This is a genomic window from Bacillus sp. FSL R5-0416 (assembly GCF_037975425.1).
In the GTDB taxonomy this organism is placed as follows: Bacteria; Bacillota; Bacilli; order Bacillales; family Bacillaceae; genus Bacillus; species Bacillus subtilis.
Window position 1 is genome coordinate 1,377,495 of sequence record NZ_CP150252.1, and the last position, 21,149, is coordinate 1,398,643.

Here is a 21,149-nt window from a genome sequence, read left to right on the forward strand (position 1 = left end):
TTTTTTTATCACTGAGTGGTTGAGATTTTCCCCAGTTATATTGCATTTTTCCTCTTTTTTTAATATAATCTGTTAGAATATTCATAATTTAGTAAAAAAGGAGGAGCGTTATGAAATTGTACATGTCAGTAGATATGGAAGGTATTTCGGGTCTTCCGGACGATACCTTTGTGGATTCCGGCAAGCGGAATTATGAACGCGGACGGCTTATCATGACTGAAGAAGCAAACTACTGTATTGCTGAAGCGTTTAACAGCGGGTGTACCGAGGTGCTGGTCAATGACAGTCATTCGAAGATGAATAATCTGATGGTTGAAAAGCTTCACCCTGAAGCAGACTTGATTTCTGGTGACGTCAAACCATTTTCAATGGTGGAGGGACTGGATGATACGTTTACAGGCGCTTTGTTTCTCGGTTATCATGCGAGAGCCTCGACTCCTGGTGTCATGTCACACAGCATGATTTTCGGCGTCCGTCATTTTTACATAAACGATCGGCCTGTCGGTGAGCTTGGATTAAATGCATACGTTGCCGGTTATTATGATGTCCCGGTATTAATGGTAGCCGGGGATGACCGGGCGGCGAAGGAAGCGGAAGAGCTTATCCCGAACGTGACGACAGCCGCAGTCAAACAAACCATTTCAAGATCCGCAGTGAAGTGCTTGTCCCCTGCGAAAGCCGGACGGCTGTTGACAGAAAAAACTGCGTTTGCCCTGCAAAACAAGGACAAAGTCAAGCCGCTCACCCCGCCTGACAGGCCGGTTCTGAGCATTGAATTCGCCAATTATGGCCAAGCAGAATGGGCGAATCTGATGCCGGGAACGGAAATCAAGACGGGAACTACAACCGTTCAATTTCAGGCGAAGGACATGCTTGAAGCCTATCAGGCGATGCTTGTCATGACTGAGCTTGCGATGCGGACATCATTCTGCTAAAGGGGTGTTTTAGGCTTTGGCGCGATACATGATAAAGCGTTTTTGGGCAATGGCAGCTACGATTTTGGTGATTACCACCCTGACTTTTGTTCTCATGAAGGTCATTCCCGGATCTCCTTTTAACGAGGAGAGAGGCACAAATGAAGCCGTTCAAAAAAATCTCGAAGCCTACTATCACTTAGACGATCCTCTCATTTTCCAATACATTTTCTACTTAAAATCCATCATTACATTCGATTTCGGACCTTCAATTAAAAAACCGTCGGACAGCGTAAATGATATGCTGGAACGCGGATTTCCCGTTTCCTTTGAGCTTGGGATGACAGCGATTGTCATTGCTGTGATTTCTGGGCTGGTGCTGGGCGTAATCGCTGCACTCCGCCGCAATGGCTTTTTGGACTACGCCGCGATGAGTCTTGCAGTACTCGGCATCTCCATCCCGAATTTTATTCTGGCAACATTGCTCATTCAGCAATTTGCTGTCAATCTCAAACTATTTCCCGCTGCGACATGGACGAGCCCGATTCATATGGTGCTTCCGACCGCAGCGCTTGCTGTAGGGCCAATGGCGATCATTGCCAGGCTGACACGCTCGAGCATGGTTGAAGTTCTGACACAGGATTATATCCGCACAGCAAAAGCAAAAGGGCTTTCTCCGTTCAAAATTATCGTAAAACACGCACTCAGAAATGCACTCATGCCCGTCATTACCGTCCTGGGCACACTCGTCGCCAGCATCTTAACAGGAAGCTTTGTCATTGAAAAAATCTTTGCCATTCCGGGAATGGGAAAATATTTTGTTGAAAGCATTAATCAGCGGGACTACCCCGTGATTATGGGAACGACCGTTTTTTACAGCGTCATTCTGATTATCATGCTGTTTTTGGTCGATTTGGCCTACGGTCTCTTAGACCCGCGCATTAAACTGCATAAGAAAGGGTGAAGCGTGTGAATCTCCCTGTACAAACGGATGAACGCCAGCCAGAACAGCACAATCAGGTGCCTGATGAGTGGTTTGTCTTGAATCAGGAAAAAAATCGGGAAGCCGATTCGGTCAAGCGGCCGAGTTTGTCATACACGCAGGATGCCTGGAGGAGGCTGAAAAAAAATAAATTAGCGATGGCTGGACTCTTTATTCTTTTATTTCTTTTTGTCATGGCAGTTATCGGGCCCTTTTTATCGCCCCATAGTGTCGTACGCCAATCGCTGACAGAACAAAATCTTCCGCCCTCAGCCGATCATTGGTTCGGCACCGATGAACTCGGCCGGGATGTGTTTACCCGAACATGGTATGGCGCGAGAATCTCGTTGTTTGTCGGCGTGATGGCAGCACTGATTGATTTTTTGATCGGTGTCATTTACGGAGGCGTTGCCGGTTATAAAGGCGGCAGGATTGACAGCATTATGATGCGGATTATCGAAGTGCTGTACGGCCTGCCGTACCTGCTTGTTGTCATTTTGCTGATGGTGCTCATGGGACCGGGACTGGGCACTATTATTGTGGCGCTGACTGTGACCGGGTGGGTCGGCATGGCGAGAATTGTAAGAGGCCAGGTGCTTCAGATTAAAAATTATGAATATGTACTCGCCTCGAAAACCTTTGGCGCGAAAACCTTTCGCATCATCCGAAAGAATTTGCTGCCGAATACTATGGGAGCGATCATCGTACAAATGACATTAACCGTACCTGCCGCCATATTCGCAGAATCATTTTTAAGCTTTCTCGGCCTCGGCATACAGGCTCCGTTTGCAAGTTGGGGCGTGATGGCAAATGACGGCCTGCCTACGATTTTATCTGGCCATTGGTGGCGCCTGTTTTTTCCGGCCTTTTTCATATCTCTGACGATGTACGCGTTTAATGTGCTGGGGGACGGATTGCAGGATGCGCTTGACCCTAAGCTGAGGAGGTAGCTGTATGGAAAAAGTTCTGTCTGTCCAAAATCTGCACGTGTCTTTTACGACTTACGGCGGGACGGTTCAGGCGGTCAGAGGGGTGAGCTTTGATTTGTATAAAGGAGAAACCTTTGCGATCGTCGGCGAATCTGGCTGCGGCAAAAGCGTTACCTCCCAAAGCATCATGGGCCTGCTTCCGCCTTATTCGGCGAAGGTGACAGACGGCAGCATTCTATTTAAAAACAAAGACCTTTGCCGTCTCTCTGACAAAGAAATGAGAGGTATAAGGGGAGCCGACATTTCTATGATTTTTCAAGACCCGATGACGGCGTTAAACCCTACGCTGACTGTCGGCGACCAGCTGGGGGAAGCGCTATTGCGCCACAAAAAAATGAGCAAAAAAGCGGCACGGAAAGAGGTGCTTTCCATGCTGTCATTGGTTGGTATTCCAGATCCCGAAGAGCGCCTAAAGCAATATCCCCACCAATTCAGCGGCGGCATGAGACAGCGGATTGTCATTGCGATGGCGCTGATTTGCGAGCCTGACATCTTAATTGCGGATGAACCGACCACCGCCCTGGATGTAACCATTCAGGCACAGATTTTAGAGCTGTTTAAAGAGATTCAGAGAAAAACGAATGTGTCTGTCATCCTGATTACACATGATTTAGGGGTCGTTGCCCAGGTAGCTGACAGAGTCGCAGTCATGTATGCCGGGAAAATCGCGGAAATCGGCACGAGAAAAGATATTTTTTATCAGCCGCAGCACCCTTATACAAAAGGACTGCTGGCTTCTGTCCCGCGGCTGGATTTAGATGGCGCTGAGCTGATCCCAATCGACGGAACGCCGCCGGATTTATTTTCGCCTCCGCCGGGCTGCCCGTTTGCCGCCCGCTGTCCGAACAGGATGGTTGTGTGTGACAGGGTGTACCCGGGCCAGACGATCAGATCTGACTCGCACACCGTCAACTGCTGGCTGCAGGATCAACGAGCAGAGCATGCGGTGCTGTCAGGGGATGCGAAGGATTGAACATGAAAAGGGGGAAGAGGATGAAACGAGTGAAAAAGCTATGGGGCATGGGTCTTGCATTAGGACTTTCGTTTGCGCTGATGGGGTGCACAGCAAATGAACAGGCCGGAAAAGAAGGCAGTCATGATAAGGCAAAAACCAGCGGAGAAAAGGTGCTGTATGTAAATAATGAAAATGAACCGACTTCATTCGATCCGCCGATCGGCTTTAATAATGTGTCATGGCAGCCGTTAAATAACATCATGGAGGGGCTGACGCGTCTTGGCAAAGATCATGAGCCCGAGCCGGCAATGGCGGAGAAATGGTCTGTTTCGAAAGATAATAAAACTTACACATTTAAGATTCGGGGAAATGCGAAATGGACAAACGGAGATCCTGTAACAGCCGGAGACTTCGAATACGCGTGGAAGCGGATGCTTGATCCGAAAAAAGGCGCTTCATCGGCATTCCTAGGTTATTTTATTGAAGGCGGCGAAGCATATAACAGCGGGAAAGGGAAAAAAGACGATGTGAAGGTGACGGCAAAGGATGATCGAACCCTTGAAGTTACACTGGAAGCACCGCAAAAATATTTTCTGAGCGTTGTGTCCAATCCTGCGTATTTTCCGGTAAATGAAAAGGTCGATAAAGACAATCCAAAGTGGTTTGCTGAGGCGGATACATTTGTCGGAAACGGCCCGTTTAAGCTGACGGAATGGAAGCATGATGACAGCATCACAATGGAGAAAAGCGACACGTATTGGGATAAAGATACAGTGAAACTTGATAAGGTGAAATGGGCGATGGTCAGTGACAGAAATACAGATTACCAGATGTTTCAATCAGGGGAACTTGATACCGCTTATGTCCCTGCTGAGCTGAGTGATCAGCTGCTTGATCAGGATAACGTCAATATTGTTGACCAGGCGGGTCTCTATTTCTATCGATTTAATGTCAACATGGAGCCGTTTCAAAATGAAAACATCAGAAAAGCCTTTGCGATGGCTGTGGATCAAGAGGAAATTGTAAAGTATGTCACGAAAAATAATGAAAAACCGGCGCGCGCCTTTGTATCGCCTGGGTTTACGCAGCCTGACGGCAAAGATTTCCGTGAAGCAGGCGGAGACCTGATCAAGCCTAACGAAAGCAAAGCGAAGCAGCTGCTCGAAAAGGGCATGAAGGAAGAAAACTATAATAAGCTTCCTGCGATCACGCTTACTTACAGCACAAAGCCGGAGCATAAAAAGATTGCCGAAGCTATTCAGCAAAAATTGAAAAATAGCCTTGGAGTCGATGTAAAGCTGGCCAATATGGAATGGAACGTATTTTTAGAGGATCAAAAAGCGCTGAAATTCCAATTCTCTCAAAGCTCATTTTTGCCTGATTACGCGGACCCTATCAGTTTTCTGGAAGCCTTTCAAACGGGAAATTCGATGAACCGCACAGGCTGGGCCAATAAAGAATACGATCAGCTGATCAAACAGGCGAAAAATGAAGCCGATGAAAAAACACGGTTCTCTCTTATGCATCAAGCTGAAGAGCTGCTCATCAATGAAGCGCCGATCATTCCGGTTTATTTTTATAATCAGGTTCACCTGCAAAATGAACAAGTAAAAGGAATTGTCCGTCACCCTGTCGGCTATATCGATTTAAAATGGGCAGATAAAAACTGATGGCGGTGATTGAGGAAATACTGCTTCTTTATGCGAAGGAGCGGTATTTTTTCTCTTTCTTGCACGTATACGTAGGGTGCAGAGCAAATGAAAGGAGTGTTTTCGTTGAATTACAAGCCGAAAGCGCTGAAAAAGGGTGATACAGTCGGAGTGATCGCGCCCGCAAGTCCGCCGGATCCAAAAAAGCTTGACACCGCGCTTTTATTTTTAGAAGAGCTCGGTCTTCAGGTGAAGCTAGGCAAGGCGCTGAAAAACCAGCACGGCTATTTAGCGGGACAGGATGATGAGCGGCTGGCGGATCTCCATGAGATGTTCAGAGACAAGGAGGTAAAAGCAGTGTTGTGCGCATGCGGGGGTTTTGGGACAGGACGTATCGCCGCGGGCATTGATTTCAGCTTGATCCGCAAACACCCTAAAATCTTTTGGGGATACAGCGATATTACGTTTTTACATACTGCCATTCATCAAAACACAGGTCTTGTCACCTTCCATGGCCCAATGCTCAGCTCGGATATTGGCCTTGACGACGTTCACCCGCTGACAAAAGCGTCATATAAGCAGCTCTTCCAGGAGACGGAATTCACCTATACAGAAGAGCTTTCTCCGCTGACCACGCTTGTTCCTGGAAAAGCGGAAGGCGAGCTTGTCGGGGGAAATCTGTCTTTGCTGACGTCTACACTGGGCACGCCATTTGAAATTGATACGAGAGGAAAGCTTCTGTTTATTGAAGATATTGACGAGGAGCCTTATCAAATCGACCGGATGCTGAATCAGCTGAAAATGGCGGGGAAGCTGACGGACGCGGCAGGAATTCTAGTTTGTGATTTTCACAATTGTGTCCCGGTGAAGCGAGAGAAGTCTCTCTCGCTTGAGCAGGTGCTGGAAGACTATATTATTTCTGCGGGCAGGCCTGCTCTGAGAGGATTTAAAATCGGCCACTGCTCGCCAAGTATTGCCGTTCCGATCGGTGCGAAAGCTGCAATGAATACAGCAGAAAAAACAGTCGTAATAGAGGCAGGCGTTTCAGAAGGGGCGCTGAAGACATGAAAATCATTCGAATCGAAACAAGCCGAATCGCTGTCCCGCTGACAAAGCCGTTTAAAACCGCGCTTCGCACTGTGTATACGGCTGAATCAGTCATAGTAAGGATTACTTATGACAGCGGTGCAGTCGGATGGGGAGAAGCACCCCCGACGTTAGTGATTACAGGAGACAGCATGGATAGCATTGAAAGTGCCATTCACCATGTGTTGAAACCGGCATTGCTTGGAAAAAGCCTGTCCGGCTGTGAGGCCATTCTGCACGACATCCAGCATCTTCTTACAGGAAATATGAGCGCGAAGGCTGCTGTAGAGATGGCGCTATACGACGGCTGGGCGCAGATGTGCGGGCTGCCGCTTTATCAAATGCTTGGCGGATACCGAGATACGCTGGAAACAGACTATACCGTCAGTGTCAACTCACCTGAAGAGATGGCAGCTGATGCCGAGAATTATCTCAAACAAGGCTTCCAAACGCTGAAAATAAAGGTCGGAAAAGATAATATTGCAACAGATATCGCCCGTATCCAGGAAATCAGAAAACGTGTCGGATCAGCTGTGAAACTGCGTTTAGACGCTAATCAGGGGTGGACGCCGAAGGAAGCGGTAACTGCCATTCGGAAAATGGAGGATGCGGGTCTAGGCATTGAGCTTGTCGAGCAGCCTGTCCATAAAGATGATCTCGCTGGGCTTAAAAAGGTGACAGATGCAACAGATACGCCGATTATGGCTGATGAAAGTGTTTTTACACCGCGCCAGGCGTTCGAAGTTCTGCAAACCCGGAGCGCAGACTTGATCAATATTAAATTGATGAAAGCAGGCGGCATCAGCGGAGCAGAGAAAATTAATGCCATGGCGGAGGCCTGCGGGGTGGAGTGTATGGTCGGCAGCATGATCGAAACGAAGCTGGGCATTACGGCCGCGGCGCATTTTGCGGCAAGCAAGAGAAACATCACACGCTTTGATTTTGACGCGCCGCTGATGCTGAAAACAGATGTATTCAAAGGCGGCATAACATATAGCGGCAGCACGATTTCGATGCCTGGCAAACCGGGCCTCGGAATCACCGGGACTGCGCTTTTGAAAGGGGAAAAAGAGCAATGATGCACACTGTCATATCAGCAGTGGCCAACATCTGGACAGCGCCTGATTCACCGCGCCCGTCTGATCAATTCATGCTTCAACCGACTGTAATGATCAGAGACTGGCTGGAGCGCATGACGTATGATGAACGGCTTGGATTATGTACAGACAATGTAATCCAAACTCAGGTTCTTTTTGGCGAAAAGGTACTTGTGATGGCAGAACAGGGGGAATGGGTTTCTGTGATCGTGCCTAGCCAGCCATCCCGAAAGGATCCGCGCGGATACCCAGGTTGGATGAAAAAGAACCAGCTGGAAAAATCTATGCCCATCGATACACAACACGATGTGATGATCAGCAAACCTGCTGCCTTTTTGTACAGAAGCAATGGGGAAAAGGAGATCGAATTAAGCTTTTTGACGGTTCTCCCCTTTATTGCAAAAGAAAACGGATATTTTAAGGTTTCGACTGTTTTGGGAGAAAGGTTTGTGAAGCAAAGTGATGCAGTGCCTGTCAGCAAACAGAAAGGGACTGCTGAAGACATCATTCAAACGGGTGCGTTTTTCCTTGGCCTTCCCTACCTGTGGGGAGGGATCAGCGGGTTTGGGTTTGATTGCTCCGGATTTATGTACAGTATATTTAAGGCAAATGGATATAGCATCCCCCGTGATGCGGGAGATCAGGCTAAGGCGGGGAAGGGTGTCCCGCTTGATGATATGAAAGCCGGTGACCTGCTGTTTTTTGCTTATGAGGAAGGAAAAGGAGCGATTCATCACGTCGGTCTCTCCGTTGGCGGCGGGAAAATGCTTCATTCTCCAAAGACAGGAAAATCAATCGAAATCCTCACATTAAAAGACACAATCTATGAAAAAGAACTTTGTGCGGTGCGCCGCTGTTTTTCAGAATAAGGAGGGAGACAAATGACGCCACTGCCTTTGTTAGAGGTCAGCCAGCTGAAAATGCATTTTGACGCAGGGAAAAAGCGGACAGTCAAAGCCGTCGACGGGGTCACCTTTCAGATTCGTGAAGGAGAAACGTTCGGGCTAGTCGGGGAATCAGGGTGCGGGAAATCAACCTTGGGGAGAGTGCTGATGCGCCTTTATCAGCCGACAGAAGGAAGCGTGACATACCGCGGCACAAATCTTCATGCACTGAGTGAAAAAGAGCAGTTTGCCTTCAACCGCAAACTGCAGATGATTTTTCAGGACCCTTATGCTTCACTTAACCCGCGCATGACCGTTCGAGAAATTATTTTGGAGCCGATGGAGATTCACAATCTCTACAATACCCATAAAGCGCGGCTTCTCGTCGTGGACGAGCTGCTTGAGGCAGTTGGGCTTCATCCCGATTTTGGCAGCCGTTATCCGCATGAATTCAGCGGCGGGCAAAGGCAAAGAATCGGGATTGCGAGAGCACTGTCGCTGAATCCGGAATTTATCGTGGCGGACGAACCGATTTCTGCTCTTGATGTCTCTGTTCAAGCGCAGGTGGTCAATCTGCTGAAGCGGCTTCAAAAAGAGAAAGGGCTAACGTTTTTATTCATTGCCCATGATCTTTCGATGGTGAAGCATATCAGTGACAGGATCGGTGTTATGTACTTAGGACACATGATGGAAATTACAGAGAGCGGCACCTTGTATCGTGAACCGCTTCATCCCTATACAAAGGCGCTTTTGTCCTCGATTCCGATTCCGGATCCCGAATTGGAGGACAAGCGTGAGCGTATTCTCTTGAAAGGGGAGCTGCCGAGCCCAGTGAATCCGCCGAGCGGCTGCGTGTTTCGGACCCGTTGTCCGGAGGCGATGCCTGAATGTGGAGAATCTCGTCCCCAGCTTCAAGAAATCGAACCCGGCCGTTTTGTCGCTTGCCATTTGTATCGAAATGCTGAAACGAAGGAAAAAGTGAGATAAATAAAAAGAGTGGCTCCTTTTTACTAGAGCCACTCCATTTGTTTTATACTTGATGTAAAAACTTTACACAAACCGGGTAAGGGACAGAAACCGTTGATGGGAGGAGTGTCAATCGGCCGGTTTCTTTGTCTCTTTCAAACAAGACAAGGTTGCCTGTTTCTTCATTTGAAGCAACGAGGAACCCTTCCGTTGGGTCAAGTACAAAGTCACGAGGCCAGTTTCCTTCTGTCGACACTCTTTCTACGAAAGCCAGCTCTCCTGAATATTGATTCACTTCAAATACGGCGATACTGTCATGGCCGCGGTTTGCGACATAAACAAAACGTCCATCCTGCGTGACATGAATTGCGCTTCCCTGGCTGTTATCTGTAAAATCATCAGGGATGGCAGAAACGACTTGGATTTCTCTAAATTCGCCGGCTGTCGGGTTGTATTCAAGCGCAATCACTTCATTGCTTAATTCTGTCATGACATAAGCGTATTTTTCTTTCGGATGAAAAGCGATATGGCGAGGTCCTGCACCGGGAGCGAAGGAATGGCTTCCGGATTCAGTCAACACGCCGTCATTCAGCTTATAGGTGTACAGCTTATCTATACCTAAATCAACCGCTACCACATAATTGTGTTCAGGTGTGAACCCCGCGTAGTGTGTATGCGGTTTTTCTTGTCTTTCGTGCGGCCCTTTTCCTGTGTGAGCGGCCTCTGAAACAGGTGATTGCAAGCTGCCGTCTTCCTGAACCGGAAAAACGTGTACCTTCCCGCTGTGATAATTGGCAGTCAGGACGAATTGATTTTGATCATCAATGCTTACGTGGCATGGCGAAGGGCCATCAATTAACTGATGATTCAGAAATGTCAATTCGCCGCTGTTTTTATCGATTTGATAGGCAGCAACTCCGCCTTGGCCGTCTGCTTTTTCGATGGAATAAAGGATGGTGTTGTTTTTATTCGGCGCCACATATGTCGGGTTGCCCAGCTTAGCGGCCAGCTTTGGCTCGCTGAGTGCTTTTTTCTCAGTATCAAGCTCAAATGAATAAATTCCTTCGCTTCCGCCTTTTGTATACGTCCCGACATATCCTATGTATTTTGTCATGCGATTTCCCCCTTAAAAATGATGTCACCTCTATATTAACGTATCTTGATAAAATAAGCTGTTCAAAACATGAAAAAGGGGAAGATTCTTCATTCGCCTCGAATCAGCGGCATTGTGCAGCACCTGAAGGAGCCGCCTGATTTAATAATTTCTGACAGGTCAATTTCGATAATGTGATAGCCTCTTTTCGATAGCTGTTGATTGACATGGCGGTTGCCAGGGAGACTGATGATCGTTTTTTTTCCGATTGAAAGGACGTTGGTGCCAAGCGTAAATTGTTCGTCCTCGGGCACCTCAATAAGATCATAACGTTTTGCCAGCATATCGGCTGCATCTGGCTCAATGGCCTGTGGATAAATTAACGCTTCGCTTTCAGATACAATGTTAAATACGCAGTCCAAATGCAAAAATTTTTCATGAAGCTTCACTGGAACGATCGTATATTCAGGAAGTGCCTCTTCCAGCTGGCCGATAGCTGAAATGTCGGTGCGCTGGCTGATTCCGACATAGACAATGTCATCATCGATAATGACGTCTCCGCCTTCAATACTCGTATCAAGCATGCGGGTATAAGAGATACCTTGGCTGTGAAAAAAATCTTTTATAACGGCTTCTTCTCCTTGGCGAATCGGTTCAGTCATGCTTGACAGAAAGGCTTTTTCTCCGATGACAAACCCTATATCCCTAGTGAAAACCTGTTCTGGGAGCCCGTCGCGAACGGGTAAAAGGATGACCTCAACGTTGTGTGACCTAAGTGCTTCCACTAAGCGGCTGTGCTGGTCGTTTGCGGTTTTTACATGAATATTGTCATCTTCAAAATGTTTTTGTGTTTCGTTTATAACATCTTTTATGGTCATGTGCTCAGGTTTGCATAAGATCACTTTCTGAAGTGTGCCGTATTCCGTTCGGCATACCGTTTTGTGCTGAGATTTCGGGATGGATACGTCCATTTGTTTTTCCTCCTAAAGTGTGAAGAATACATTTATTATTCCCTCATCATGAAAATCATTAAACCATTTTAAATTTTAGACAAATGGAAGAGAATATTGTTTAATAGGAGAATATAAGTGCATTTAGCTAAAAGATCAGACATCAAAGGGGAGAAAGGTATGGAAACACCGGAAACAAGATTTTGTAAAGAGTCAAAGGTTGTGAAAACCAGCAGGGTGTTCCCGCTTGACACGAACAACCATAATACGCTGTTTGGCGGAAAATTAATGAGCTACATAGACGACATTGCCTCTATTTCAGCGGCGCGCCATTGCAGACGTGAAACGGTAACAGCTTCAATGGATTCTGTAGATTTTTTAAAGCCGATCGGGCAAAAGGATTCTGTCTGCCTAGAGTCATATGTGACATGGGTCGGCACATCTTCCATGGAAGTATTTGTGAAAGTTATTAAGGAGCATTTGATGACTGGCGAACGGGAACTCGCTGCCACATCCTTTTTGACATTTGTCGCATTAGATTCAAATGGCAAGCCGGTGCCTGTACCGAGGGTTGTACCGGAAACAGAAGAAGAAATCATGCTGCATAATACAGCTGTACAGCGTGCTAATGAACGTAAGAACCGCAAGAAACACAGCCAGGCGCTTGCGAATGCGCTTGGAACTGATAAGCCTTGGTGAACGTTAAACCCAAAACATAAGTTGTTTTGGGTTTTTTTTTGTACTTTTCAATGGTGATTATTGCAATGGTTAGTCCGTTTTTGCTAGGGGATTCTATAAAAAAGCAACAAATGTCATGTTAAATTGATAATTTTGTGACAACTTTATTAAAGATTCATTTTAGATATATCTTTTGTTCGTAAGATCATGTATTTTAAAGATATATTATGAATACATCTTTTCGAAAGGATTGTTTATAAAATGTTAGATAACAAAACAATCGAAATTATTAAAAGCACTGTACCCGTATTGCAACAGCATGGAGAAACAATCACTGGCCGTTTTTACGATCGGATGTTTCAAGACCATCCAGAGCTTTTGAACATTTTTAATCAAACAAACCAAAAGAAAAAAACACAGCGAACTGCTCTGGCAAATGCCGTTATTGCAGCTGCGGCAAACATTGACCAATTAGGAAACATCATTCCGGTTGTCAAACAAATCGGCCACAAGCACCGCAGTATCGGAATTAAGCCTGAGCACTACCCAATCGTCGGTAAATATTTGCTGATTGCGATTAAAGATGTATTGGGAGACGCTGCAACTCCTGACATTATGCAGGCATGGGAAAAAGCGTACGGAGTCATTGCTGACGCGTTCATCGGAATTGAAAAAGACATGTATGAACAGGCTGAAGAGCAAGCCGGCGGCTGGAAGGAGTATAAGCCATTCGTTATCGCAAAAAAAGAGCGGGAAAGCAAAGAAATTACATCCTTCTATTTGAAACCGGAAGACGGCAAGCCGTTACCTGAATTCCAAGCAGGGCAATATATCAGCATCAAAGTGCGGATTCCTGATTCTGAATATACGCATATCCGCCAGTACAGCCTGTCTGATATGCCGGGAAAAGACTATTATCGAATTTCAGTGAAGAAAGATGGTGTCGTGTCTTCCTACTTACACGATGGGCTGCAGGAGGGAGATTCAATAGAGATCAGCGCACCGGCAGGGGACTTTGTTTTAGATCATGCATCACAAAAAGATCTCGTTTTGATCAGTGCCGGAGTTGGCATTACACCAATGATCAGCATGCTTAAAACATCTGTTTCCAAACAGCCTGAACGGCAAATTCTGTTCATTCATGCGGCGAAAAACAGTGAATATCATGCATTGCGCCATGAAGTAGAAGAAGCAGCAAAACATTCTGCTGTTAAAACAGCATTTGTGTATCGCGAGCCGACAGAGGAAGACCGTGCAGGTGATCTGCATTTTCATGAAGGACAGATTGATCAGCAATTCCTCAAAGAACTGATTGCCAACACAGATGCGGATTACTATATTTGCGGTTCACCGTCGTTTATTACGGCAATGCATAAGCTTGTATCAGAGCTCGGATCAGCGCCAGAATCTATCCATTACGAGCTATTCGGTCCGCAATTAAGTTTGGCGCAGTCCGTTTGAACACATACATGAAACTCTTCTCCTTTCAGAGAAGAGTTTTTTATTGAGATATAAGAAGGTAGACAAGCGCCGGTTTCTACATCCGGACAATCACAGACCCGCCGCCATTTGTGCATACACGGTTTTGCTGTTCTTGCATTGTTCTCAGTAATTCATTGTTTACCTCAATCGCTCTAATTAGTTGCTCCATCCTTAGCTCCAAACCGGCCAGCCTGTCAATTGTTTGCTGCTGGTAGCCCGCGGGTTGGGGAGCCAATGGCAGATCAAAGGGCCAATGGGTATTCGACTTCTGATTTTTCATATTGCGTATTGCGCCTCCAATCGGTGTCACTTTCTATTATGTTATGTTCAGGCGATGTGCACGTTCGCCTATTTAGACACTGATGCATAGCGGGCCTGCCACGGGGCACAATAGGCTCAATATGACCAGCGGATGGAGGTAAAGATCGGTGTTATGGATGGTATGGGTATTTTTACTGAAGCCAGTTATCGTATTTTCGATTGCATATATTTTGTTTCGGCTTGCCGGTAAAAAAGCTGTGTCACAAATGAACAATTTTGATCTGCTTTTGACCTTCGCAATCGGAACCATTATCAGTGAGCCGATCCTTACATCCAAGCTGCCGATGTCAATTTATTATGCGGGTGCTTTTTTGGTGCTTTATCTTATCATGAGCAAGCTCTCTTTATCTAATAAATGGCGATGGCTCCTGGTCGTGAGCCCGACTGTCCTAATCCGAAACGGGGATATTGATGAACGCGGCCTTCGTAAAGAAAGGCTGACTGTTAATGAGCTGCTCGGAAAGCTGAGGGAAAAGGGCTATGCCGACCCGGCTGACATTGATCTTGCTATCATTGAAGAAACAGGAGAAGTAAGCGTCATCCCGAAAGAGGAAGCGAGAGCGGTGCAGGTGCGGGATTTGAATATGGAAGCTGAACGGAATTTTATCCCGATTCCGCTCATACTGGATGGCGAAATCCTTGATCATAATTTGAAATATCTCCAAAAAAACCGATCTTGGCTGTTTGAGAAGCTTGAGGAAAAAGGGTACAGCCCCAAACTGCTGTCTTCGATTACCCTTGGCACGATGAATGCACGCGGTGATATATCCCTTGATTTAAATACCGCTAATGAACCGCAGCATGATCCTTACTTATATAAACCGGGAAATAACAATTAAGATGGCTCTCTCTTGTAATGAGAGCTTTTTTCTTTTTTAAAGGGAATTTTTGTTTGGTGTCAAATGTACCTAGTTAGGAGGGGAACTGAACATGAAGGACTTATCCATAAGAAACGACATGGCGCCAACGGTCAGTTTGCTGTATTCCGCAGTGGAACAAAACAGTCTCCGTCTGGCTTCCATCGTAAGCCATATGACACACAGTGAACTTTACTTTAAGGGGCGCTGCCAAACAAAAAACAGCACGGCTCAGCTTTTGCACCATATCACAAATGTTGATATCAGATGGGTCTGGCGTATCAAGGAAAATCGGATACCGGACCATATTGAACAGGCATACGGCCCGATGACAGATAAAAGCGGACGGCTGCCTGAACCGGTGAATCAGCCAGACTTAGATGAACTCCTGAGAAGACATCAGCATGTAGTAGAGGAGTTGAAATCGGTATGCTTCACTTTAACTGAAAATGCTTTGAACCAGCCGCTTTCCTTCGAAGGTGACACCGCGACGATACGATGGGGAATTTGGCATATGGCAGATCATAACCGCTATCATCAGGCACATATTGAAGCTCTCAAAAAAGAATGGAAGCAGGATGTGGCGAAGTATGAACGCTAAAACGAAGCTTGTGACTGATCGAATTCGTATGCGCTGTATGGAAGATCGGGATCAAGCCACTTTGTTTGGGCTGCTTTTTAATGATCCTGACGTCATGAAATATTATTCCGGTTTAAAAGATAAGAGGCAAACCCGCGAGTGGGTCAATTGGAACCAAAGAAATGAAAAAGGGTACGGCGTTAGTCTGTGGATTGCCGAAGATAAGCGGACAGGGGAGTTTTTGGGGCAATGCGGCATCGTTCCCCAGCAGATCGAAAATCAAACCGTAATGGAAATTGGCTATATGTTTGCCCGCCGCCACTGGGGGAACGGCTATGCGCAAGAAGCGGCTCGGGCCTGTCTGGACTATGGCTTTAACGAGCGGCAGTTCGGCAAAATGACGGCTTTGATTGATCCAGGTAACAAAGCGTCCATACGGGTAGCGGAGAAAATCGGCATGCATTACAGCAAAACGATCAGAAAATGGAATAAACCGATCGCGGTATATGAAAGAAAATCTTACAATTGAAAGATAGAGATGAGTTTAGTATCATGATATCATGTAAAGTTTTCTAGGGTTCCGCATGTCAATTGACATGGACTGGTCCGAGAGAAAACACATACGCGTAAATAGAAGCGCGTATGCACACGGAGGGAAAAAAGCCCGGGAGAGTCAATCTCATGTGAGACGACTGTCCGGGGTTTTTTTGTTTTCGGAGAATCCTAATAGATAGAAAGGAATGACTCAAAATGAAATGGGGATTGGTCGTGCTTGCCGCTGTTTTCGAGGTTGTTTGGGTGATAGGCTTAAAGCACGCTGACTCAGCCTTAACATGGAGCGGCACTGCCATCGGCATCATATTCAGCTTTTACCTTCTAATGAAGGCGACTCACAGTCTGCCTGTTGGTACCGTGTATGCCGTCTTTACCGGGCTCGGCACAGCGGGAACAGTACTTAGTGAAATCGTTCTTTTTCATGAACCGGTTGGATGGCCGAAGCTATTGTTAATTGGCGTGCTCTTAATCGGTGTAATCGGGTTGAAGCTTGTGACACAGGATGAGACAGAGGAAAAAGGAGGCGAGGCATAATGCTGCACTGGATCAGTTTATTGTGCGCGGGCTGTTTAGAAATGGCCGGCGTGGCCCTTATGAATCAATATGCGAAAGAAAAAAGCGTGAAATGGGTGCTGTTGATCATTGTTGGTTTTGCCGCTTCATTTTCCTTGCTGTCGTACGCAATGGAAACCATTCCGATGGGAACGGCTTACGCGGTCTGGACAGGAATTGGCACCGCCGGCGGGGCGCTTATCGGCATCCTCTTTTACAAGGAGCAGAAAGACGCCAAACGGATCTTCTTTATCGCGTTGATTTTATGCTCAGCAGTTGGTTTAAAAATTCTGTCATAAATTGATTTTTATCAAATCTTCAGTATAATGGATAAATAGTTTAGACTTACAAAGATAAGAGGGATTATTCATGAAATCATATATGACTCAGCGGTTGGACGAATACCGTGACGGAAATGAGGATAAAGGGCGGCTCTTGGTCAGCTGCCCCGATCAGCCGGGTATCGTCTCTGCAGTTTCCGCGTTTTTATTTGAACACGGTGCCAATATTATAGAATCAAATCAATATACGACAGACCCTGAAGGCGGCCGGTTCTTCCTGAGAATCGAATTCGACTGCGCAGGCATTCGTGAGAAAAAAACATCACTTCAGGCGGCGTTTGCCTCTGTAGCGGATAAATTCGACATGACATGGAGCTTAACTTTGGCAAGTGAATTGAAGCGTGTCGCCATTTTTGTTTCAAAGGAGCTTCATTGCCTGCATGAGCTGATTTGGGAATGGCAAACCGGCAACCTGATGGCGGAGATCGCTGTTGTCATCAGTAACCATGAGGAAGCGAGAGAGCTGGTTGAGCGCCTGAACATTCCATTCCACTATATGAAAGCGAACAAAGACATCAGAGCGGAAGTCGAAAAGAAGCAGCTTGAACTGCTGGAGCAGTACGATGTTGATGTCATCGTTCTCGCACGCTATATGCAGATTCTAACTCCTGATTTTGTTTCGGCTCATCCGAATCGCATCATCAATATCCACCATTCATTCCTGCCAGCTTTTATCGGTGCGAATCCGTACAAACGGGCCTACGAGCGCGGCGTGAAACTGATCGGTGCGACATCTCATTATGTGACAAACGATCTTGATGAAGGGCCGATCATTGAACAGGATATTGAGCGTGTGGACCACCGCGATAATGCGGAAGCGCTGAAAAACATCGGAAGAACAATTGAACGCAGCGTGCTTGCCCGTGCTGTGAAATGGCATTTGGAAGACCGTGTCATCGTTCATGAAAATAAAACAATCGTCTTTAACTAGACTGCAAGAGGCCCGCGCAAAGCGGGCTATTTTTGATGACAAAAAACCTTGACAAGTGTCTTTTTTCTTTGCATAATATAAAAAAATCATTGAGCGTTGAAGAGGATTAGTAAGCAGACCTTTCTGTGACAGAGAGCAAAATGAATCGCTGAAACATTTTGCCGCATGAAACCTGCCGAACCTGCCTTGGAGTCCTAGGGGGAAAACCTAGGCGCATAACCTGGCGTTACAGGAGAGCGGAGCGTGCACAAGCGCGTTCAATCAAGGTGGTACCACGGAAACCCATTTCGTCCTTATGAATCAGGATGAAATGGGTTTTTTTATTGTAGAAGAGCCGCGGAGGAGAATAAATGAAAAAACAAAGAATAGTAGTGAAAATAGGAAGCAGTTCGCTCACGAATAGCAAAGGAAGCATTGATGAGGCAAAAATCAGAGAGCATGTTCAGGCGATTTCCGTGTTAAAAAAAGCGGGGCATGAAATGATTCTGATTACCTCGGGTGCCGTAGCGGCGGGGTTTTCCAGCCTCGGTTATCCATCTCGTCCCGTTACCATCAAAGGAAAACAGGCGGCGGCCGCGGTCGGACAAACACTGTTAATGCAGCAATATATGAATCAATTTAAACAATACTCACTGACTCCGGGACAAATCCTTTTAACGAGAAATGATTTTTCGAAAAGAGAACGGTACCGAAACGCGTATGCTACGATAATGGAATTATTGGAACGCGGCGTCATTCCGATTATCAACGAGAACGATTCTACGTCTGTTGAAGAATTGACATTCGGAGATAATGATATGCTTTCTGCCTTAGTCAGCGGATTGATTCACGCGGACCAGCTCATGATTCTCACCGACATTAACGGACTGTATGATGCCAATCCAAATGAAAATCCTGAGGCGAAACGAATTGATTATTTGCCGGAGATCACGCCTGAATTGCTTGGATATGCAGGTTCAGCTGGATCAAAGGTCGGCACCGGCGGAATGAAATCAAAGCTGTTAGCCGCACAAACCGCGCTGTCTCTGGGAGTGAAAGTATTCATTGGAACTGGCAGCGGAGAGCAAAAACTTGCGGACATTTTGGACGGCAGGGGAGACGGCACTTATATCGGAGACAAAGAACTATCTTCGGTTAACAACACAAGGCAGTGGATTCAGTTCCACTCGCCGATATCGGGAGAAATTATCATTGATGCGGGTGCCGAGGAGGCGATGATCCATAATGGAAGCAGCCTTTTGCCCGCTGGCGTTGTGGGTGTGAACGGAAGCTTTCCGAAAGGGGCGGTCGTGGAAGTCAGGGGACCGGGCGGCGTGATCGGCAAAGGCCAAACCCATTACTCCTCTGAGGAGATTATGGAAGCCAAAGGAAAACGCAGTGACGAACTTGATTTTGAGAAAACGTTTGAGGTTATTCATAGGAATGACTGGGTCAATGTAAACGACTAGGAGGCGGAAAAATGAGTGAAGTTTCTGTAAAAGCGAAGCTGGCGAAAGAAGCAGCAGCCGAAATGATCATGAAAACAACAGCCGAGAAGGATGAGGCGCTCAGCCTCATTGCAAACGGACTCCGCAAAGAACTTGATTTTCTCTTGGCGGAGAATGCAAAAGACATTGAGAACGGAAAAGAGAATGGTTTAACTCCGGACATCATTGACCGTCTCACACTGGATGAGAAACGGATACGCGATATCGCGGACGCGGTGGAGCTCTTAATCGACTTAGCGGACCCAATCGGCGACTCTCTTGAAACGATTGAAAAAGAAAACGGCCTGTTTATTGAAAAAATCCGTGTGCCGCTCGGTGTCGTAGGAATGATTTATGAGGCGAGGCCAAACGTCACAGTTGATGCGGCTACCCTTTGCCTGAAGACAGGGAACGCGGTTGTGCTGCGGGGAAGCTCCTCAGCCATCCACAGCAACAAAGCGCTCGTCAGTGTCATTCACAGAGCACTTGAGCAATCAGCGCTTCCGATTCACGCTGTGCAGCTGATTGAGGATACGAGCAGAGAGACAGCAAAAGAGCTCTTTACGTTAAATGATGGCTTAGACGTATTGATTCCGCGCGGAGGCAAGAAACTGATTGATCTCGTTGTGAGAGAATCAACAGTTCCTGTATTAGAAACGGGAGCAGGAAACTGCCACATATTCATTGACGAAACAGCCAAACCGCAAATGGCAGAAAAGGTTGTCGTAAATGCCAAAACGCAACGCCCTTCCGTATGCAACGCGATTGAATCATTGCTGATTCACAAGGCTTGGGCAAGACAGCACGGGAAAGAATTGCTGGACCAGCTGGAAAACGCGGGAGTTGAAATTCGGGGTGATGAATTGGTGTGTGAACTTCATCCTTCAAGCAAACAAGCATCAAAAGAAGATTGGGAAACCGAATTTTTAGCGCCTGTCCTCAGTGTAAAGACGGTTGAAAACGTCCAAGAAGCTGTGAAGCATATCCAACAATACGGCACCAATCATTCAGAAGCGATTTTAACTGAAAATGACAAAAACGCGGCATATTTTCAAACGGCTGTCGATGCTGCCGCGGTCTATCATAACGCGTCAACCCGCTTTACCGACGGCTTTGAATTCGGCTACGGAGCCGAAATCGGCATCAGCACGCAAAAGCTTCATGCAAGAGGACCGATGGGGCTTCCTGCACTGACTTCTACAAAATACATCATTAAAGGAACTGGGCAAATCCGTGAATAGCGGGGTAATGTTCAATGAAAAAGCTTATCTCATTACGAGATAAGCTTTTTTATACGCGAAAAATTGACATTTCAAATTTAATTGTGTACAATTTAATTGTATAAAATATATTGGGGGAATGAAAAATGAGTCAGCCATTATTTACCGCAACTGTTTCAGCGGTAGGAGGAAGAGAAGGAAAGGTCATTTCATCAGACCGCGTTCTTGAGCTTGATGTCGCAATGCCGGGGACACCGAGAGCCAAGAAATTAGAAAAAGCGACAAATCCAGAGCAGCTGTTTGCAGCAGGTTATGCAGCTTGCTTTGACAGCGCCCTGCAGCTTGTCGCAAGAACAGAACGGGTAAAAGTAGAGACAGAGGTTACAGCAAATGTTAGCCTGTTAAAGGATGAAGCGGACCAGGGCTATAAGCTGGGTGTGACGCTGCAAGTAAAAGGAGAAGGAGTCAGTGCATCAGAATTGGAGGCGCTTGTGAAAAAAGCGCACGGCGTCTGCCCGTACTCAAAAGCAACCTCCGGAAATATTGATGTGACACTTGAAGTTGCTGAATAAATAAAAAGAGGATGCCTGTACAAGGCATC

At 46.5% G+C, this 21,149-nt stretch carries 23 protein-coding genes and 1 riboswitch; of the genes, 20 read left to right on the forward strand and 3 right to left on the reverse strand.

The annotated features are described in order from the left end of the window. The first annotated feature begins 110 nt into the window (after positions 1-110). The 9 genes from dppA to NYE20_RS07425 all read left to right on the forward strand — a co-directional run bounded on the left by dppA (position 111) and on the right by NYE20_RS07425 (position 9,543). Positions 111-935, forward strand: a complete 825-nt coding sequence (gene dppA / locus NYE20_RS07385) for a D-aminopeptidase DppA (RefSeq protein WP_014479576.1) — start codon at positions 111-113, stop codon at positions 933-935. Between the two features lie 16 nt (positions 936-951). After that, the gene (dppB, locus tag NYE20_RS07390; protein WP_003245446.1) at positions 952-1,878 is read left to right on the forward strand and encodes a dipeptide ABC transporter permease DppB; all 927 of its coding nucleotides are present in this window, start codon (positions 952-954) and stop codon (positions 1,876-1,878) included. A 5-nt stretch (positions 1,879-1,883) separates the two neighbouring features. Beyond that, on the forward strand, positions 1,884-2,846 hold the full coding sequence (gene dppC, locus NYE20_RS07395) for a dipeptide ABC transporter permease DppC (protein WP_003245702.1): 963 nt from the start codon (positions 1,884-1,886) through the stop codon (positions 2,844-2,846). A 4-nt stretch (positions 2,847-2,850) separates the two neighbouring features. After that, the gene (gene dppD / locus NYE20_RS07400) at positions 2,851-3,858 is read left to right on the forward strand and encodes a dipeptide ABC transporter ATP-binding subunit DppD (RefSeq protein ID WP_032721399.1); all 1,008 of its coding nucleotides are present in this window, start codon (positions 2,851-2,853) and stop codon (positions 3,856-3,858) included. A gap of 2 nt (positions 3,859-3,860) precedes the next feature. Further along, complete coding sequence (dppE, locus tag NYE20_RS07405) at positions 3,861-5,510, forward strand: dipeptide ABC transporter substrate-binding protein DppE (RefSeq protein WP_161621797.1); 1,650 nt, start codon at positions 3,861-3,863, stop codon at positions 5,508-5,510. 87 nt (positions 5,511-5,597) lie between these two features. After that, positions 5,598-6,557 (forward strand): LD-carboxypeptidase, encoded by a 960-nt coding sequence (locus NYE20_RS07410; RefSeq protein ID WP_032725543.1) that lies wholly within the window; start codon positions 5,598-5,600, stop codon positions 6,555-6,557. Beyond that, positions 6,554-7,654: an L-Ala-D/L-Glu epimerase gene (gene ykfB / locus NYE20_RS07415; protein ID WP_032725545.1), complete on the forward strand. Its 1,101-nt coding sequence runs from the start codon at positions 6,554-6,556 to the stop codon at positions 7,652-7,654. The genes NYE20_RS07410 and ykfB overlap by 4 nt, the downstream gene beginning before the upstream one ends. Then, positions 7,651-8,541, forward strand: coding sequence for a gamma-D-glutamyl-L-lysine dipeptidyl-peptidase (eepC, locus tag NYE20_RS07420; RefSeq protein WP_161621532.1), 891 nt, complete (start codon positions 7,651-7,653; stop codon positions 8,539-8,541). The genes ykfB and eepC overlap by 4 nt, the downstream gene beginning before the upstream one ends. 12 nt (positions 8,542-8,553) lie before the next feature. Next, on the forward strand, positions 8,554-9,543 hold the full coding sequence (locus NYE20_RS07425; RefSeq protein WP_003232600.1) for an oligopeptide/dipeptide ABC transporter ATP-binding protein: 990 nt from the start codon (positions 8,554-8,556) through the stop codon (positions 9,541-9,543). 43 nt (positions 9,544-9,586) lie between these two features. Here the strand turns inward: NYE20_RS07425 and pgl are convergent, their stop codons facing one another. Together pgl and NYE20_RS07435 are read right to left on the reverse strand one after the other, a co-directional pair. Further along, a complete protein-coding gene (gene pgl, locus NYE20_RS07430; protein WP_070548863.1) occupies positions 9,587-10,636 on the reverse strand; it encodes a 6-phosphogluconolactonase in 1,050 nt (349 codons plus the stop codon). 89 nt (positions 10,637-10,725) lie between these two features. Then, the gene (locus NYE20_RS07435) at positions 10,726-11,586 is read right to left on the reverse strand and encodes a dimethylarginine dimethylaminohydrolase family protein (RefSeq protein WP_032725552.1); all 861 of its coding nucleotides are present in this window, start codon (positions 11,584-11,586) and stop codon (positions 10,726-10,728) included. Positions 11,587-11,745: 159 nt separating this feature from the next. On the opposite strand from NYE20_RS07435, the gene NYE20_RS07440 reads away from it, so the two are divergent. Beyond that, entirely contained in the window at positions 11,746-12,264 is a 519-nt protein-coding gene (locus NYE20_RS07440) for an acyl-CoA thioesterase (protein WP_003232595.1), read from the forward strand. Positions 12,265-12,504: 240 nt separating this feature from the next. Further along, complete coding sequence (gene hmpA, locus NYE20_RS07445) at positions 12,505-13,704, forward strand: NO-inducible flavohemoprotein (protein ID WP_003232593.1); 1,200 nt, start codon at positions 12,505-12,507, stop codon at positions 13,702-13,704. 76 nt (positions 13,705-13,780) lie between these two features. Here hmpA and NYE20_RS07450 read toward each other — a convergent pair whose 3' ends face one another. Continuing rightward, positions 13,781-14,005 carry a hypothetical protein gene (locus NYE20_RS07450; RefSeq protein ID WP_032725555.1) on the reverse strand — a complete coding sequence of 75 codons (225 nt, stop codon included), beginning with the start codon at positions 14,003-14,005 and terminating at the stop codon, positions 13,781-13,783. 148 nt (positions 14,006-14,153) lie between these two features. Between NYE20_RS07450 and NYE20_RS07455 the strand changes: the two genes are divergently transcribed. The 9 genes from NYE20_RS07455 to NYE20_RS07495 all read left to right on the forward strand — a co-directional run bounded on the left by NYE20_RS07455 (position 14,154) and on the right by NYE20_RS07495 (position 21,120). Next, entirely contained in the window at positions 14,154-14,885 is a 732-nt protein-coding gene (locus NYE20_RS07455; RefSeq protein WP_015715759.1) for a DUF421 domain-containing protein, read from the forward strand. A gap of 91 nt (positions 14,886-14,976) precedes the next feature. Then, positions 14,977-15,504, forward strand: coding sequence for a DinB family protein (locus NYE20_RS07460; protein ID WP_161621533.1), 528 nt, complete (start codon positions 14,977-14,979; stop codon positions 15,502-15,504). Then, entirely contained in the window at positions 15,494-16,012 is a 519-nt protein-coding gene (locus NYE20_RS07465; RefSeq protein ID WP_038829045.1) for a GNAT family N-acetyltransferase, read from the forward strand. Before NYE20_RS07460 ends, NYE20_RS07465 begins: the two co-directional genes overlap by 11 nt. Before the next feature lie 32 nt (positions 16,013-16,044). Further along, a riboswitch (guanidine-I (ykkC/yxkD leader) is annotated at positions 16,045-16,156 on the forward strand. 77 nt (positions 16,157-16,233) lie between these two features. After that, entirely contained in the window at positions 16,234-16,572 is a 339-nt protein-coding gene (gene ykkC / locus NYE20_RS07470; RefSeq protein ID WP_003232583.1) for a multidrug efflux SMR transporter subunit YkkC, read from the forward strand. Further along, positions 16,572-16,889, forward strand: a complete 318-nt coding sequence (gene ykkD, locus NYE20_RS07475; RefSeq protein WP_015252242.1) for a multidrug efflux SMR transporter subunit YkkD — start codon at positions 16,572-16,574, stop codon at positions 16,887-16,889. Before ykkC ends, ykkD begins: the two co-directional genes overlap by 1 nt. 70 nt (positions 16,890-16,959) lie before the next feature. Then, complete coding sequence (gene purU / locus NYE20_RS07480) at positions 16,960-17,862, forward strand: formyltetrahydrofolate deformylase (protein ID WP_041850915.1); 903 nt, start codon at positions 16,960-16,962, stop codon at positions 17,860-17,862. Positions 17,863-18,212: 350 nt separating this feature from the next. Then, the gene (gene proB / locus NYE20_RS07485) at positions 18,213-19,310 is read left to right on the forward strand and encodes a glutamate 5-kinase (protein WP_161621534.1); all 1,098 of its coding nucleotides are present in this window, start codon (positions 18,213-18,215) and stop codon (positions 19,308-19,310) included. An 11-nt stretch (positions 19,311-19,321) separates the two neighbouring features. Beyond that, positions 19,322-20,569: a glutamate-5-semialdehyde dehydrogenase gene (gene proA / locus NYE20_RS07490; RefSeq protein ID WP_014476586.1), complete on the forward strand. Its 1,248-nt coding sequence runs from the start codon at positions 19,322-19,324 to the stop codon at positions 20,567-20,569. A gap of 125 nt (positions 20,570-20,694) precedes the next feature. Beyond that, positions 20,695-21,120, forward strand: coding sequence for an organic hydroperoxide resistance protein (locus tag NYE20_RS07495; protein ID WP_003232574.1), 426 nt, complete (start codon positions 20,695-20,697; stop codon positions 21,118-21,120). The last annotated feature ends 29 nt before the right edge of the window (positions 21,121-21,149 follow it).